This window comes from Caulobacter sp. 602-1 (assembly GCF_003931565.1).
In the GTDB taxonomy this organism is placed as follows: domain Bacteria; phylum Pseudomonadota; class Alphaproteobacteria; order Caulobacterales; family Caulobacteraceae; genus Caulobacter.
The window spans coordinates 789,500-803,924 of sequence record NZ_RRYI01000002.1 but is presented as its reverse complement, the minus strand read 5'-3'; the positions used below and the strand labels follow the sequence as shown (position 1 = coordinate 803,924).

Genomic DNA, 14,425 nt, shown 5'->3' with positions numbered 1-14,425 from the left:
AGTTCTGGCCATGTTAGAGTTCTGGTACGAGTTCGCCTCGACCTACTCCTATCCGGCGGCCATGCGCATTGAGCGGCTGGCCGGCGACAAGGGGGTGGCCGTGGCCTGGCGGCCGTTCATCGTCGGCCCGCTGTTCCATGAGCAGCAGGGGCTGAAAGACAGTCCTTTCAACGTCTTCCCGGTGAAAGGCGAGTATATGTGGCGTGACCTGGAGCGGGTCTGTGACCAGCAGGGTCTGCCGCTGGTTCACCCCAGCCAGTTTCCGCGCAACAGCCTGCTGGCCGCCCGCGTGGCCTTGGTCGGGCTGGAGGATGGCTGGACGCCCCAGTTCAGCCGCGCCGTCTACCAGGCCAACTTCGTCGACGACCTGGATATCTCCAGTCCGGAGGTTCTCGCCCCGCTGATCGCCGAGGTCGGCGCTGGTCCTGAACACGTCCTGGCCGCCGCTCAGTCCGATCCGATCAAGGCCCTGCTCAAGGACCATGTCCGCATGGCCAAGGAGCGCGGCCTGTTCGGCGCGCCCAGTTTCCTCACCGCCGACGGCGAGCTCTTCTGGGGCAACGACCGTCTGGAACAGGCCCTCGACTGGGCCGTCCGTCATCAATCCAGGGAGCACGCCTGATGGCCGTCCTGACCGAAGAACAGACCATGCTGCGCGACGCCGCCAAGGGCTGGGCCAGCGAAAGCGCGCCCGTCGGCGCCCTGCGCAAGCTGCGCGATGGCAAGTCCAAGCAGAGCTTCGATCCCAACGCCTGGGCCGAGATGGGCCAGATGGGCTGGGCCGGGGTGATCGTGCCGGAGGACTATGACGGCTCGGCCTTCGGCTATCTGGGCCTGGGCCTGATCCTGGAGGAGACCGGACGCACCCTGGCCGCCTCTCCTCTGCTCTCCACCGCCCTGATCGGGGCTTCGGCCCTGCGGTTGGGCGGTTCGGACGCCCAGAAGTCGGCCTGGCTGCCCAAGATCGCCACCGGCGAGGCCGTCGCCACCCTCGCCGTCGACGAGGGCTCGCACCACAATCCGGCCCGCACGGCGCTGACCGCGACCAAGAGCGCCTCCGGTTTCATACTGAACGGGACCAAGACCTTCGTGCTGGACGGCGAGGCCGCCGACCTGCTGATCGTCGTCGCCCGCACCGGCGGCGCAGTCGGCTCGACCGAAGGCCTGACCCTGTTCCTGGTCGCTGGCGACGCGCCCGGCGTCGTCCGCACGCACCTTTCCCTGATCGACTCGCGCGGCGTGGCCCGGATCGCCTTCGACGGCGTCGAGGTCGGCGCCGACGCGGCGCTGGGCGAGGTCGACAAGGGCTGGGCCGTGCTGGAGCCGGTCCTGGATCGCGCCTATGCCGGCCTGGCGGCCGAGATGCTGGGCAGCGCCTCGGCGGCTTTCGACATCACCCTGGACTACATCAAGACCCGCACCCAGTTCGGCCAGGTCATCGGCACGTTCCAGGCCCTGCAGCACCGCGCCGCCAAGTGGTTCACCGATATCGAGACCACCCGCTCGTGCGTCGAGGCCGCCTTGGAAGCCTTTGATGCTGGCAGCGACACCCGGGCGCTGGCCTCCCTCGCCAAGGCCAAGGCCAGTGAGCTCGTCCATCTGGCCAGCAACGAGATGGTCCAGATGCACGGCGGCATCGGCATGACCGACGCCCACGACGCCGGCCTCTACATGAAGCGCGCCCGCGTCACCGAGGCCCTGTTCGGCGGCGCCAGCTTCCACCGCGACCGCTATGCACGCCTGATGGGTTTCTAGGATCGGACGACTACCCCCAGCCCTGGGGATAGGCCCCGCCCGCGAGCCTCCGATACCGTCGTTCTCGAACTGACGGACCGGGGTCTCGCGGGGAGCGGGTTTCATAGACGGCTTCCGTCCAGGGGAGCCATCATGACCAAGACCATCACCACTGCTTTCGTCCAATTTGGCGCCGTGCTGGGCCTCGCCCTCGCCGCCACCAGCGCCCAGGCCCAGTTGCAACTCAGCTATCCGGCTGACGCGACCATGACCTGCGACCAGATCAGCGCCGAGATGGTTCGCATGGACCAGATGATGGGCGTCTCCAACAACGCCATCGCCAGCGCCGAGGCCGGCGCGCGGGGGGCCGAGACGGCCGCCAGCCTGGGCGTCAACGCGGCGCTCTATAGCGGAGCCCTGGGCCGCGTCCCGGGCCTGGGCATGTTCGCCAACGCCGCCGCGGCCCAGGCCAAGGCCGCCGCCGCGGCCAAGGCCCAGCGCGAAGCCCAGAATATCCAGCTCGCCCAGCAGCGCCGGGCGGTCATGGGCGGCCTCTATCAGGGCAAGTGCGGCGCGGCCGCCGTGACGCAAGTTTCGTCCGCCATGACCACCGCCGCACCGACCGCGTCCGCGGCGCCGAACCTGCTGGCCACGACCCAGGAAATCTCCTTGCGCGGCGCCGCCTCGCCGACCGGCGCGATCGTCGGCAAGGTCAAGGCCGGCGGCGTGGTCTATCCGACCGGCCAGCGCAACGGCGTCTGGATGGAAGTCGACGACGAGAACGGCGCCCGGGGCTGGATGTCCTCGGCCTTCGCCAAGCCGAAGTAGTTCTGAACGGCGGAGGCGCTCGGCGGTGCGCCTCCAACAAGGCCGATGGCGTACGAACCTTCGCCTTCTGGGTAGCTGACGAGGGCTCGCACGCGTGGGACCAGATCGCTCGAATCCCTCCCGTCCCCGGGTCAGGTTCGGCGGCCTGGGGCGCGGGAACCGCCGCCCGCGCCAACGGCTCTTCCTTGCGATTCCCCGATCGCGAGGAAGGCCGACCATGCCCACACCGGTCAGGGTCAGGGCGGGACCTGGCCAGGGGCGACGTCGCCAGCGACCGTCGGAGCGCGAGCCAACAGCACGCCGCCGTCCCATTCCTTGTTCCGAACCGTCTTCAAGCCGCCCTCTCGAGGCGGCTTTTTCTTTGCACGCTTCAGATCAGTTCAAGTCGCCACGCACCTAGATTGAGTAGTTATGTCGACCACCCGACAGACACTCAAAATGCCAAATGATGGCGAAAAGCAGACTGTTTCGTGGACTCTTCTGTTTTTACGACCGTCCTGACTGCATTGTGTCGGCTAAGCGACGGCGCCCAGCAACGCCCCCACCTATAGCTTGCAACCCTTGCCGTGAGACGGCGTTCGATTCCGCATGACTGGGCCGTTGGCGACCTTGAAGAACCGCTTGCTTTCCGCGCTGCCGTCCGAGGACAGGGCCCTTCTCGCGCCACATCTGTCCGCGATCGATCTGGAGAAGGGGCGCCTCCTCCATGATCCGGGCGACCAGATCGATCAGGTCTATTTCCCGAACGATTGCGTCATATCGCTGATGACCCTGATGGAAAACGGCGCGGCCATCGAGTCCGCCACCATCGGCCGCGAAGGCGCCCTGGGCCTGATGGCCGCCGTCGCGCCACGACAAGCTCTGAGCCGCGCCATTGTCCAGGCTCCGGGCTCGACCCTGCGGATCGCCGCGGCGCCCCTGCATGAGGTCTGGAGGCGAAGCGCCGCGCTGCGCGATCTGGTGGATCGTCATAACGAGGCGCTGTTCGGTCACGCCATCCAGTCGGTGGCCTGCAACGCCCTGCACGCCGTCGAGGCCCGCTTCTGCCGCTGGTTGCTGGGCTGCCACGACCGCATCGACGGCAACACGGTCAACCTGACCCAGGAGTTCCTGGCCGACATGTTGGGCGTTCAGCGCACCACCGTCACGGCCGTCGCCGGCTCACTGCAGAGCAAGGGTCTGATCCGCTATCGCCGCGGCGTGGTCGACATCCTGGACCGCGACGGCCTCGAAGCCATGGCCTGCGAGTGCTACCGCGCCGTGCGTCGCGGCTACGAGCGACTGCTGCCGGCGTCTTTCGCCGGCTAGCCGGGGCTACCGCCGGCGGGACGGCGCGGGTGCATGGGCCAATCGCAGCAGGTTGGCGGCGCCCGGCGCGCCGAACGGCGTTCCCGCCACGACCAGCAGGCGTTCGCCGGGCGCGACGAGACCCAGGTCCAGCGCCTTGCTCGACGCGTCGGTGGTCACGACTTCCAGGCTGTCGGGCTGAGCGCTGACGCGCGGCTCGATCCCCCAGCAGAGGGTCATGCGGCGCACGGCGTTGATGTCGGGCGACAGGGCTAGGACCGGCTGCAGGGGGCGTTCGCGGGCCAGGCGGCGCGCGGTCGCGCCCGTGGTGGTGAAGGCCACGAGGCACTTGGTCGAGCCGGACTTGGCCGCGCCGGCGGCGGCGACCACCAGCACGTCGGCGTCGTCGTCGTCGTGGCGCTGTTCTGCCTGCATCAGTTCGGGCCAGCGCGGGTCGCGTTCGACACGCTCGATGATGCGGTTCATCATCGACACCGACTCTTCGGGGTAGTCGCCGGCCGCCGATTCCGCCGACAGCATCACCGCGTCCGCGCCCTCGTAGACCGCGTTGGCCACGTCCGAGGCCTCGGCGCGGGTCGGGGTCGGCGAGTTGATCATCGATTCCAGCATCTGGGTCGCGACGATCACCGGGATGCCGCGCTCGCGCGCCGCCCGCAGGATTTCCTTCTGGGCCACCGGCACCTCTTCCGGGGCCATTTCGACGCCGAGATCGCCACGAGCCACCATCACCCCGTCGCAGAGGTCGAGGATCGGACCCAGCACCTTCAGGGCCTGGGGCTTCTCGATCTTGGCCAGCACGGCGGCGCGACCTTCGACGATCCGGCGCAGCTCGGCCATGTCCTCGGGCGCCTGTACGAACGACAGGGCGATCCAGTCGACGCCGAGACGCAGCGCGAAAGCTAGGTCCTCGCGGTCCTTGGCGGTCAGGGGCGACATCGGGATGACGACATCCGGCACCGCCACGCCCTTGCGCTCGGACAGCTTTCCCCCATTGACCACGGTGGTGTTGGCGTAGCCCGGACCGGCGTCGGTCACGGTCATGCGCAGCTTGCCGTCGTCCAGCAGCAGGGTCGCGCCCGGCCGCATGGCGGTCAGGATCTCCGGATGCGGCAGATGCACCCGCGTTTCGTCGCCCGGGGTCGGGTCGCTGTCGAAACGGAAGGCCTGACCGGCCTTCAGCATGACCGGACCTTCGGCGAACTTGCCGACGCGCAGCTTGGGGCCTTGCAGGTCGGCCAGAATGCCCAGCGGGCGGCCCACGGTCTTCTCGGCCTCGCGGATCGCCGCGTACACGGCCGCGTGAGTCTCGTGGGCGCCGTGGCTGAAGTTCAGGCGGAAGACGTCCGCCCCGGCCCTGGCCAGGGTGACGATCATTTCCGGCGAGCTCGAGGCCGGACCGAGGGTGGCGACGATGCGCGAGCGACGGGCGCGGATCATGCCGTCGCTCCTTCCTGGTCTTGAATCAGTCCGGCGGACAGAAGGCGTCGCCCTCGTTGGAAGCCAGCTTGATTTCGGTGAACGACAACGTCATGCGTCCGGCGGTGGACAGCGCGAAGGGGGACGAAACATGCGTCATGTCCGCGCCCTTGGCCTTGAAGCAGGAAAGTTTGATCTTGGCCGTACGCCATTCGCCGCGTTTCACACCTGACAACGTTGACGTAACGTCTACCGTCGCCCCGCAGGATTCGCCACAGGCCAAACCCAGGGACACCGGTTTCTCTGGGGACGCATCCACCCTGTACCGGATCGTCACCGCCATGTCGCCGGTGGTCTGGCGCGAAAGATCGACCGGCGGGCCGGCGATCGTCAGGCTCCCGGCCCCCTCCCCGCTCCATGTCGCCTGGCGGGCGTTTTCCTGCGCGCCGGCGTCGATGGTCTTCAGCGAAACGGCGCCGCTGGCGTTCAGGGCCCACGGCGGCGGCGCGCGGCCGGCGGCGAAATAGCGGTCCACATTGACCGCCGCCGTCGAAGCGACGCCGGCGTCTTCGGACAACACCGCTACCTTGCCGGGCTTGGCGTAGCTCAGGCCGTAGCCATAGGCGAACTGCGGATCATAGTTCTTGTCGCCGACATTCAGCGGCTCCTGGTCGGCCCGCTTGGGCCAAGAGAACGAGAGCTTGCCCCGGAAGTCATGGCGCGGCTTGCCGGCCGCGTCGCCGATCAGCACGTCGGCGACCCCGCCGCCTTCCGAGCCCGGCAGCCAGGCCGCGACGAAGGCGTCCGAAGCGTTGATCTCGGGATTGGTCCATAGCGGCCGGCCGCTGAGGAACACCGAGACCACGGGGATCCCGGCCCCCTTCAGCTTCTTGAGCAGGGCCAGGTCGGACTTGTCGCCTGGCTGGTACTCGACAGTGGCGATGTCGCCCTGGAACTCGGCGTAGGGGTTCTCGCCGAACACCACGATGGCGACGTCGGGCCTGGCCTTGAAGTCGCCCGAGGTCGACAGCTCGGCGCTACCGCCGCCCGCCTTCACCGCCTCGGCGATGCCGGCATAGATCGACTGGCCGTTGGGGAAGTCGCTGTTCTTGTTGCCCGTGCCCTGCCAGGTCAGGGTCCACCCCCCGGCGGCCTTGCCGATGTCGTCGGCCCCGTCGCCGGCGACCAGCACGCGGGCCGAGCTCTTCAACGGCAGGACGCCGTCGTTCTTCAGCAAAACGAGCGACTTGCGGACGGCTTCACGCGCCACGGCGCGGTGGGCGGGCGAGCCCAGAAGGTCATACTTGCCCTCATGCGGGCGCTTGTCTTCGAACAGGCCCGCCTTGACCTTGACTCGCAGGATGCGGCGCACGGCGTCGTCGATCCGCGCCATCGGGATCTGGCCGGCCTTAACCTGGGCCAGGGTGTTGTCGTAGAGGCCCTTCCAGCTGTCGGGGGCCATGATCATGTCCATGCCGGCCAAATAGGCCTGGGCGCAGTTGGTGTTGGTGCAGCCCTCGACCTGTCCGTGGGCGTTCCAGTCGCCGACCACGAAGCCCTCGAAGCCCAGCCGTCCCTTCAGCACGTCGGTCAGCAGGCTCCTGTTGCCCGTGTGCTTGACCCCATTCCAGCTGGAAAACGAGACCATCACCGACAGGATGCCCGCGTCGATGGCCGGCGGGTAGCCGGCGGCGTGCAGGCGAACGAGATCGGCCTCGGAGATCTGGGCGTCGCCCTGGTCCTTGCCGCCCGTGGTGCCTCCGTCGGCCAGGAAGTGCTTGGCCGACCCGGCGACATGGTCGGCGCCCAACGGCTTGCCGGCGATCAAAGGCCCCTGCAGGCCCAGGGTCATCGGGCCGGAATAGGCCTTCACCACTTCGGGGTCCTCGGCATAGCCCTCATAGGCGCGGCCCCAGCGTTCGTCGCGCGGCACGGCCACGGTGGGACCAAAGGTCCAGTCGGCGCCCGTCGCGACCATCTCCTGGGCCGTCGCCTCGCCGATGCGGCGGATCAGGTCCGGATCGCGCGCCGCGCCCAGGCCGACATTGTGCGGGAAGATCGTCGCGCCCACGACGTTGTTGTGGCCGTGCACGGCGTCGACGCCGAACATGATCGGGATTTCCTGGTGGCCGCCGCGCTTCTCCAGGGCCGCGGCGCGAAAAGCGCGGATCCACTCGACCCAGCGCTGGGGCGTGGCGCGGTCATTGCCGTCCGGCGCGCTGTTGCCGCCGACCAGCACCGAGCCGAGGCGATACTTCGCCAGCTCTTCGGGCGTGATCGACGCGCCATCGGCCTGGATGGTCTGGGCGACCTTATCCTCGACGCTCATCTGGCTCATCAGCTTGGTGATGAAGGCCTCGGTCCTAGCATCGGTGATCGTCGCGGGGCTGTGGGCCTTGGGCCAGACGCTGGGATGGGCCGTCGCGGCGTTCTGCGCCGGGGCCGAACCCGCCAGGCCGCCAGCCAGGATCAGGGCCAGGGCGGACGCGCGGACGAGGCTGGATGCGGACATGGTTCTTCCCAAGGATACGCCGCCCCCGGGCGGATCGCGTGAATTGAAGCGGAAAAGCGCTCGACGCGGCGCTTGCGGGTAACCGCGCCGAGCGAAAGATGAAGCGGTTCAGGGCCGCTTGGAGGGGAGTGATCGTGCGTCGAGAGCGCGCGAAACGCGCTCTTCTCCAGGGAGAGCGAGCCTGCTGATCCGGTTTGAATGGAGACATTCAAACCGGGCAGGCTGCACGACGCGACGGGCGCTGTCGGGCGAAGTCATTGGCGTTTCCTCCGACGCCGCCTTCGTGGACGACCGTCTTGATCGCAATGATGTCGCGCCAATTGGACAGCGCTGTCAAGTTCAATATGATTGCGGTAACACATGACCCAAGGCTCCATCGCCTTAGCGGAGCGCCGGTCCGGTGGATTCTCGGACCACCAGTTCGAAATCCAGCACGCGCGAGGGCGGCGGCGCGCCCTCCTCCCGCTCCACGCCATGCATCAGCATGTCGGCGGCCGCGCCTGCCATGGCGAAGATCGGCTGGCGCACGGTGGTCAGCTGCGGCCAGGTGATCTTGGCGCCGGGCGTGTCGTCGAAGCCGGCGACCGACAGCTGGGCCGGCAGGTCCAGGCGCAGGCGGTTGGCCACCGCCATCACGCCCAGGGCCATGTCGTCGTTGGAAGCGAATATCGCCGTCGGACGATCGGCGCCGCCCAACAGCTTCTCGGCCGCGTCGAAGCCCGAGCGGAACGAGAAGAAGCCCTGCTCCACCCGGTCGTCGCGGACGATCAGGCCGCTGTCGCGCATGGCGTCCAGGAAGCCCTGGTGACGCAGATGCGAGGCGCCGTGGTCGGGGTGGCCGATGATGAAGCCGATGTCGCAGTGGCCCAGCCCGATCAGGTGCTTGGTCATCTCGTAGGCGGCCAGGCGATCGTCCATGCTGACCCACGGGGCGCGGTCCATATCGCCGCCCGGCGCGATGCGGACATAGGCGACGCCCGCCTGCTCCAACGCGGAGAGCACCAGCGGATGGTCGCTGAGCGGCGGGGTCAGGATCACCCCGTCCATGCGCAGGGTGGCCAGCATAGGCTGGACCTGTTCCTGGATGTCGCCCGTCGAGTCGATCGGCTCGACGATCAGGTGGAAGCCCTCCTGCCGGCACCGCGCGATGGCTCCCAGCTGCACGTCGGTGACATAGCCAGGGCTGGGGTTGTCGAAGAAGACGCCGATCAGATAGGCCTTCGAGCCCGCCAGGCTGCGGGCCGAGATGTTGGGCCGATAGTTCAGCGCCGCCACGGCGGCCTGCACCCTGTCGCGGGTGTCGGCCTTGACGTTGGGCTCACGGTTGAGGACCCGCGAAACGGTCTTGATCGAGACCCCGCTCTCGCGGGCCACATCGTGGATCGTGACTTTGGCGCTCAATTCCGTCCCTCGTCGCGCCGATTCTCTCCGGCGTGGCGGATACTAAGCCATGACAGGGTTGTCATGGCGAGCCCCAAGAGGACGACTAGGAGACCGCCGCCCGGCCCTCTGGCGTCAGAGCGACCGCCGCGCCGATCAAGGCGGTGTGCGGGTGCAGGATGACGTGCGTCGGAATCGACTGGGTGTAGTGCGACAGGCGCCCCTTGGCGTCGAAGCGCTCGCGGAACGGGCTCTTCTCCAGGATGTCGATGATCCGGGGCGCGATGCCGCCGGCGATGAACACGCCGCCGCGCGCGCCCAGGGTCAGGGCGATGTCGCCGGCCGTCGAGCCTAGCACCGCGCAGAAGCGGTTCACCGTGGCCAGGCTGTCGGCGCAGCCCTCGACCGCGCGCTCGGTGATCTGCTTGGCGGCCAGGGTCTCGACCTTGCGGCCCTCGGCCTCGGCCAGGGCCACATGCAGGTCTTCCATGCCGGGACCCGACAGGATGCGCTCGACCGAGACGCGGCCGCCGTCCAGTTGCCGGGTCAAGGCGCGCAGCACCTCGATCTCGATGGCGTCGACCGGCGCGAAGGCGACGTGGCCGCCCTCGGTGGCCAGCGGGATCTCCTGACCATGACGACGCACGAGACCGGCGACGCCGAAGCCGGTGCCCGGACCAAGGATCGCCAGATCCCCCTCGCCCGAGGTCGGCAGATGGCCGACCTGGCGCAGGTCCTTGGGGCTGAGGCGCGGCGCGGCCAGGGCCTGGGCGGTGAAGTCGTTGATCAGCTTGGCGTTGCGGAACCCGCCCGCGCGCCGCAAGCTGTCTTCCGAGATCCGCCAGTCCAGGTTGGTCATGTGCACCGAGCCGTGCTCGATCGGGCCGGCCACGGCCACCACCGCCTGGTCCGGATGCCGGACGCCCACCTTCTGCAGGTAATGCTCGATGGCGTCCTCGGCCGTACCGTAGTCCTCGCCCTTGTAGGTCGTCGGCTCGATCAGGCGCGGGTCCTGACCATCGAATTCGACCAGGGCGAAGCGGGCGTTGGTGCCGCCAATGTCGCCGACGAGGCCGAGCCCCACGCTGTGATTGCCGTCCATGCTGCGCGCTTCCTTAGGCGAAGACGGACGCGCCGGCGTCGGCGGCGCCGACCCCGCTGCGCATCCATCCGAACAGTTCCCTACCAAAGCCCGGCTTGGACGCCGGGACGTTCGCTGGCGTACGGGCGCGTAGAACCGCCTCGTCCACCAGGATCTTCAATTCGCCGGTCTCGGCGTTGACACTGATGACGTCACCGTCCTGGACATAGGCCAGCGGCCCGCCCTTGGCGGCTTCCGGCGTCACATGGATGGCGGCCGGTGTCTTGCCCGAGGCACCCGACATGCGGCCATCGGTGACCAGGGCGACCTTGTAGCCGCGATCCAGCAGCACCGAGATCGACGGCGACAGGTTGTGCAGTTCCGGCATGCCGTTGGCCGACGGGCCCTGGAAGCGGACGACGACGACGACGTCGCGGTCCAGCTCGCCGCGCTTGAAGGCGGCGATGAAGTCTTCCTGTTCCTGGAACACGGCCGCCGGGGCGGTGATCACGTGGTGCTCGGGCTTCACGGCCGAGATCTTCATGACGCCGCGGCCCAGGTTGCCGGCCAGCAGGCGCAGGCCGCCTTCGGGGCTGAACGGATCGGAGACCGGGCGGACGATGGCGGTGTCCAGGCTTTCGGTTGCGCCCTCGCGCCACTTGAGGACGCCGTCCTCGAGATGCGGCTCCTGGGCGTAGAGCGACAGGCCGGGGCCAGCGATGGTCTGGACGTCGTCATGGACAAGTCCGGCCTTCAGCAGCTCGCGGATGATGAAGGCCATGCCGCCGGCGGCCTGGAAGTGGTTCACGTCGGCGGCGCCGTTCGGATAGACGCGGGCCAACAAGGGCGTGGCCTTGGAGATGTCGTCCAGGTCTTCCAGCGTCAGCTGGACGCCGGCCGCGTGAGCCATGGCGACGATGTGCAGGGCCAGGTTGGTCGAGCCGCCGGTGGCCATCAGCCCGACCACGCCGTTGACGATCGACTTCTCGTCGATCATCCGGCCGACCGGAAGGAACTCGTTGCCCTTGTTGGTCACGGCGGCGGCGCGGCGCGCGGCTTCCTTGACCAGGGCCTCGCGCAGCGGCGTGTTGGGATGCACGAAGGCCGAGCCGGGCAGATGGAAGCCCATCAGCTCCATCAGCATCTGGTTGGTGTTGGCCGTGCCATAGAAAGTGCAGGTGCCCGGGCCGTGGTAGCTGGCCTGCTCGGCTTCCAGCAGCTCGGCGCGGCCGACCTTGCCCTCGGCGTAGAGGGCGCGGATGCGGGCCTTCTCGCTGTTCGGGAGACCCGAGGTCATCGGACCGGCAGGCACGAACAGGGCTGGCAAGTGGCTGAAGGTCAGGGCGCCGATGACCAGACCCGGCACGATCTTGTCGCAGACGCCGAGATACAGCGCCGAGTCGAAGGCGTCGTGAGTCAGGGCCACGGCCGTGGCCATGGCGATGACCTCGCGGGAGAAGAGCGACAGCTCCATGCCGGGACGGCCCTGGGTGACGCCATCGCACATGGCGGGTACGCCGCCGGCGAACTGGGCGGTGGCCCCGACCTCGCGCGCGGCGGCCTTGATCAGCGCCGGATACGCTTCCAGCGGCTGGTGGGCCGACAGCATGTCGTTATAGGCCGAGACGATGCCGATATTCGGCGCGTTCGGGTCGAGCGCTCGGACCTTGTCGACGCCCGGCGAGGCGGCGAAAGCGTGCGCCCAGTTGGCGCAGGACAGCTTGGCCCGGCCCGGCTGGCTGTCGATCGCGTGCTGCATGTTGGCGAGATACGCCGCGCGGCTGTCCTTGCTGCGCGCGACGATGCGGGTGGTGACTTCGGCGATGACCGGGTTCAGGCTCATGGCGACTACTCCGCCCACAGGATGCGGACCTTGGCGCGGTCCTGGTTCAGGATGGCGGCGATCGGCAGGGCCGGATCGACCTCGCCGTCCAGCAGGGCGCGCTTGGCCTGGCCGGTGATCAGCAGCACGATCAGCGCCGACTGGGTCAACGCCTGGAAGGTCAGGCTGATCCGGGGAATGTCCGGGGCCGGATCGCCCGGCGGCACGGCCAGCACCAAGCGGTCGGACGCGGGGTCGAGACCACGCGCCAGCACCGGCGAACCGGGGAACAACGAGGCGAAGTGGCCGTCGGGGCCCATGCCCAGCAGCACCGCGCCGAACGGCGCGGCGGACGCGACGCCCGCCTGGGCCTTCAGCGCCGCCTCCTCATGGCTGACGCCTTCGAAGTATAGCGGCGAGAAGCCGGCGCTGGCCGCGCGCCCCTTCAGCAGATGACGACGCACCAGCCGTTCGTTGCTGCTGGGATCGGTCGGCGGCACCCAGCGCTCGTCGGTCAGGGTGACCATGACCTTGTCCCAGGGCGCGGTCAGGGTCGCCAGGCGATCATAGACCGGGGCCGGCGTGGAGCCGCCCGTCGCCGCGAAGCCGGCCACGCCATGCTCGGCCACCGCCGTGGTCAGGGCCTCGACGATGGTCGAAGCGGCGGCGTCGTAGAGCGCCTCGCGGGTCGGGAAGGCTTCGATCTCGGGCCTGGGAAGCGGGGATTGGGCCATGATCACGCCTTCCAGGACCGACCGCCGGGCGAGATCAGGCCCTGCGCCGACTGCGGCCCCCAAGTGCCGGCCGCGTAGTGCGCCGGCTCGATATTGGCGTCGGCCCAGGCGGCCGAAACGTCGTCGATGAACTTCCAGGCGGCCTCGACCTCGTCGCGGCGCACGAACAGCGTGCTGTCGCCGCGGAAGACGTCCAGGAACAGCTTCTCGTAGGCGATGCGGCGGCGGCCGCCGCTCTGGCTGAACGACAGCGACAGCGGCAGCGACTGCAGGCGCATGCCTTCTTCCGACAGGCCAGGACGCTTGTTCATCACCGTCAGCACGATGTTCTCGTCCGGCTGCAGGTCGATGACCAGACGGTTCGAGCACAGGTCGCCGGTGGTCGCCGGGCCGAAGATGTTGTGCGGCAGCGGCTTGAACTGGACGACGATCTGGGTGCGGCGGTCGGGCAGGTTCTTGCCGGTGCGCAGGAAGAACGGCACGCCGTCCCAGCGCCAGTTGTCGATCGCCACCTTCATGGCCACGAAGGTCTCGGTCTTGGTGGGCTTGCCGACTTCGTCGACATAGCCGACCCGCGCGGAGCCTTCGACGACGCCGGCCACGTACTGGCCGCGGACGGTGTCGTGGGCCACGCTATCGCGGGTGAAGGGGCGCAGGCTGCGCAGAACCTTGACCTTTTCGTCCCGGACGGCGTCGGCGTCGAAGCCCGACGGCGCCTCCATGGCCACCAGGCACAGCAGCTGCAGCATGTGGTTCTGCACCATGTCCCGCAGCGCGCCGTACTCGTCGTAATAGGGCCAGCGGTCGCCGACCTTCTCGGTCTCGGCGATGGTGATCTGCACGTGGTCGATGGTGTTGCGGTCCCACAGGGGCTCGAACAGCACGTTGGCGAAGCGCAGGGCGGTCAGGTTCTGGACCGTCTCCTTGCCCAGATAGTGGTCGATCCGGAAGATCTGGCTTTCGTCGACGATCGCGCCGACCGCGGCGTTGGTCTTCCTGGAGCTTTCCAGGTCGCGGCCGATCGGCTTTTCGAGAACCAGACGCGTGTTCGGACCCGTCAGGCCGGCCGCCTGCAGCGCCACGCAGGCCGCGCCGTACAGGCTGGGCGACAGCGAGAAGAAGATCACCATGGTCCCATGCGGGCCGATCCGATCGGCCAGGCGCTGGGTGTCTTCTTCCTTGGTGATGTCGACGGCGACATAGTCGAGACGGGCGGCCAGGCGGTTCCAGGCCGCCTCCTCCACCGTGGCGCGCTTGCCCAACTGCTCGCGGACCAGGGCCTTGTAGCTCTCGGGCGTATGGTCCGCGCGGGCCACGCCGACGATGCGCAAGTCGTGCGGCAGCAGTCGGTCGACTTCCAGGAAATACAGCGAAGGCAACAGCATCCGCAGGGCCAGATCCCCCGCGCCGCCCAGCAGCACCAGCACTTCGCGCCCGTTATCGGCGTCTTGGTTGTTCTTAGCCAATGTCGTCCACCCTATGACAACGTTGTCATGACATGCTCGCGACGGAAAGGCAAGCGGCCGCCGGCCGCCAGCCCCTTCGAACCCTCGGGCGAGCCCTAACTAGGCCAAACGCCCAGAGCCCGCCATAAGACCAATCCGCTTTGG

The 14,425-nt window shown here is 68.5% G+C and carries 11 protein-coding genes; 4 read left to right on the top strand and 7 right to left on the bottom strand.

Translation table 11 applies throughout. The features are described 5' to 3' along the window. The first annotated feature begins 10 nt into the window (after window positions 1-10). The 4 genes from EIK80_RS08375 to EIK80_RS08360 all read left to right on the top strand — a co-directional run bounded on the left by EIK80_RS08375 (window position 11) and on the right by EIK80_RS08360 (window position 3,870). On the top strand, window positions 11-622 hold the full coding sequence (locus EIK80_RS08375) for a 2-hydroxychromene-2-carboxylate isomerase (RefSeq protein ID WP_125156498.1): 612 nt from the start codon (window positions 11-13) through the stop codon (window positions 620-622). Next, on the top strand, window positions 622-1,755 hold the full coding sequence (locus EIK80_RS08370) for an acyl-CoA dehydrogenase family protein (protein WP_125156497.1): 1,134 nt from the start codon (window positions 622-624) through the stop codon (window positions 1,753-1,755). The genes EIK80_RS08375 and EIK80_RS08370 overlap by 1 nt, the downstream gene beginning before the upstream one ends. A 132-nt stretch (window positions 1,756-1,887) precedes the next feature. After that, entirely contained in the window at window positions 1,888-2,562 is a 675-nt protein-coding gene (locus tag EIK80_RS08365; protein ID WP_125156496.1) for an SH3 domain-containing protein, read from the top strand. 621 nt (window positions 2,563-3,183) lie between these two features. Beyond that, window positions 3,184-3,870: a Crp/Fnr family transcriptional regulator gene (locus tag EIK80_RS08360; RefSeq protein WP_233586492.1), complete on the top strand. Its 687-nt coding sequence runs from the start codon at window positions 3,184-3,186 to the stop codon at window positions 3,868-3,870. 6 nt (window positions 3,871-3,876) lie between these two features. Here EIK80_RS08360 and pyk read toward each other — a convergent pair whose 3' ends face one another. The 7 genes from pyk to zwf form a co-directional block, all read right to left on the bottom strand. Next, the gene (gene pyk, locus EIK80_RS08355) at window positions 3,877-5,307 is read right to left on the bottom strand and encodes a pyruvate kinase (RefSeq protein ID WP_125156494.1); all 1,431 of its coding nucleotides are present in this window, start codon (window positions 5,305-5,307) and stop codon (window positions 3,877-3,879) included. Between the two features lie 25 nt (window positions 5,308-5,332). After that, on the bottom strand, window positions 5,333-7,798 hold the full coding sequence (locus EIK80_RS08350) for an exo 1,3/1,4-beta-D-glucan glucohydrolase (RefSeq protein ID WP_125156493.1): 2,466 nt from the start codon (window positions 7,796-7,798) through the stop codon (window positions 5,333-5,335). Window positions 7,799-8,179: 381 nt separating this feature from the next. Beyond that, window positions 8,180-9,199, bottom strand: coding sequence for a LacI family DNA-binding transcriptional regulator (locus EIK80_RS08345; protein ID WP_125156492.1), 1,020 nt, complete (start codon window positions 9,197-9,199; stop codon window positions 8,180-8,182). 85 nt (window positions 9,200-9,284) lie between these two features. After that, window positions 9,285-10,280 carry a glucokinase gene (gene glk, locus EIK80_RS08340; RefSeq protein ID WP_125156491.1) on the bottom strand — a complete coding sequence of 332 codons (996 nt, stop codon included), beginning with the start codon at window positions 10,278-10,280 and terminating at the stop codon, window positions 9,285-9,287. 13 nt (window positions 10,281-10,293) lie between these two features. After that, window positions 10,294-12,102 carry a phosphogluconate dehydratase gene (edd, locus tag EIK80_RS08335; protein ID WP_125156490.1) on the bottom strand — a complete coding sequence of 603 codons (1,809 nt, stop codon included), beginning with the start codon at window positions 12,100-12,102 and terminating at the stop codon, window positions 10,294-10,296. A gap of 5 nt (window positions 12,103-12,107) precedes the next feature. Further along, a complete protein-coding gene (gene pgl, locus EIK80_RS08330; protein WP_125156489.1) occupies window positions 12,108-12,815 on the bottom strand; it encodes a 6-phosphogluconolactonase in 708 nt (235 codons plus the stop codon). A 2-nt stretch (window positions 12,816-12,817) separates the two neighbouring features. After that, the gene (zwf, locus tag EIK80_RS08325; protein ID WP_125156488.1) at window positions 12,818-14,281 is read right to left on the bottom strand and encodes a glucose-6-phosphate dehydrogenase; all 1,464 of its coding nucleotides are present in this window, start codon (window positions 14,279-14,281) and stop codon (window positions 12,818-12,820) included. Window positions 14,282-14,425 lie beyond the last annotated feature (144 nt).

Excerpts from the sequence above, each read along its gene's own strand:
- edd (WP_125156490.1), bottom strand. The coding sequence starts at position 12,102 with ATGAGCCTGAACCCGGTCATCGCCGAAGTCACCACCCGCATCGTCGCG.
- EIK80_RS08375 (WP_125156498.1), top strand. The coding sequence starts at position 11 with ATGTTAGAGTTCTGGTACGAGTTCGCCTCGACCTACTCCTATCCGGCG.
- pgl (WP_125156489.1), bottom strand. The coding sequence starts at position 12,815 with ATGGCCCAATCCCCGCTTCCCAGGCCCGAGATCGAAGCCTTCCCGACC.
- EIK80_RS08350 (WP_125156493.1), bottom strand. The coding sequence starts at position 7,798 with ATGTCCGCATCCAGCCTCGTCCGCGCGTCCGCCCTGGCCCTGATCCTG.
- EIK80_RS08370 (WP_125156497.1), top strand. The coding sequence starts at position 622 with ATGGCCGTCCTGACCGAAGAACAGACCATGCTGCGCGACGCCGCCAAG.
- glk (WP_125156491.1), bottom strand. The coding sequence starts at position 10,280 with ATGGACGGCAATCACAGCGTGGGGCTCGGCCTCGTCGGCGACATTGGC.
- EIK80_RS08365 (WP_125156496.1), top strand. The coding sequence starts at position 1,888 with ATGACCAAGACCATCACCACTGCTTTCGTCCAATTTGGCGCCGTGCTG.
- pyk (WP_125156494.1), bottom strand. The coding sequence starts at position 5,307 with ATGATCCGCGCCCGTCGCTCGCGCATCGTCGCCACCCTCGGTCCGGCC.